Here is a 1,104-nt window from a genome sequence, read left to right as displayed (position 1 = left end):
GGTGGCGACGGCGGAGACGACGTAGACGGCGCGCCAGCCGGCGAGATCGCCGATGGTGCCGGCGACGGTGCGGGCGAGCAGGATGCCGATCACGATGCCGCTGGTGACGGTGCCGACGACGCGGCCCTGGTCGGCGGGGTCGGCGAGCGAGGCCGCGTGGGCGACCATCACCTGGGCCACCACGGCGAGCACCCCGACCGACGCCATGGCGAGCAGCATCAGCACCGCCGAGGGGGCGACGGCCACCGCGGCGAGCGCGGCGACGGAGAGGCCGAGCTGAGCGGTGATCAGCCGCCGGCGGTCGAGGTGGTCGCCGAGCGGGACGAGCAGCACCAGGCCGACGGCGTAGCCGACCTGGGTGAGGGTGCCGACCAGCCCGACCGTGGCGCGGCCGATGCCGAGGTCGTCGGCGATGAGGTCGAGCAGGGGCTGGGCGTAGTAGACGTTGGCGACGGCGAGGCCGCTCGCGACCGAGAGCAGCCAGGCGACGGCGGGGGAGAGCCGGCGGGCGGTCGCGGTGGCGGCGCCGTCGGCGGGGGCGGGCGGGACCACGGGTGTGGGCACGGCGGAGGGGCTCCTTCGGGCGACGTGGTGGACGGCGACAGTGTGGTTTCAAAGTGCCACCGCATTACCCTCGCACGGCGGGGTTTCATAAAGCAACCACGGATCGCGGCGGGCCGGAGCGATAGGGTTGCAAGGTGAAACCCGCTCCCGCCGGAGCGCGGGACCGCAGTCGAGAGGAGAGCGGCGCGTGCCGAAACGCACCTCGCACGAGGAGTCGGCCTGCCCGGTCGCCCGGCCGCTGGACGTGCTCGGCGACGGGTGGACGCTGCTGATCGTCCGGGACGCCTTCGACGGGCTGCGCCGCTTCGGGCAGTTCCAGAAGAACCTCGGCCTGGCGAAGAACATCCTCTCCGCACGCCTCGCCAACCTGGTCGCCAACGGCGTCTTCGAACTCGCCCCGGCCGCCGACGGCAGCCCCTACCAGGAGTACGTGCTCACCGAGAAGGGGCGCGCGCTCTTCCCCGTCGTCACCGCGCTGCGCCAGTGGGGCGAGCGGTACTTCTTCACGGACGACGAGCCGCGGGCCCGCCTGGTCGACCG

General features: G+C 73.6%; 2 protein-coding genes. One reads left to right on the top strand and one right to left on the bottom strand.

All coding sequences use genetic code 11. The features are described 5' to 3' along the window. On the bottom strand, positions 1-564 hold a 564-nt coding region (locus ABD308_RS04305; RefSeq protein ID WP_344325757.1), incomplete at its 3' end, for an MFS transporter. 187 nt (positions 565-751) lie between these two features. Between ABD308_RS04305 and ABD308_RS04300 the strand changes: the two genes are divergently transcribed. Next, positions 752-1,104: winged helix-turn-helix transcriptional regulator (locus tag ABD308_RS04300; protein WP_344325766.1), on the top strand; the 353-nt coding region annotated here is incomplete at its 3' end.

The sequence above is a fragment of the Kitasatospora putterlickiae genome, assembly GCF_039527695.1.
Classification (GTDB): domain Bacteria; phylum Actinomycetota; class Actinomycetes; order Streptomycetales; family Streptomycetaceae; genus Kitasatospora; species Kitasatospora putterlickiae.
Note: the sequence above shows the minus strand (reverse complement) of the source record. Positions and strands in the feature narration are given on the sequence as shown.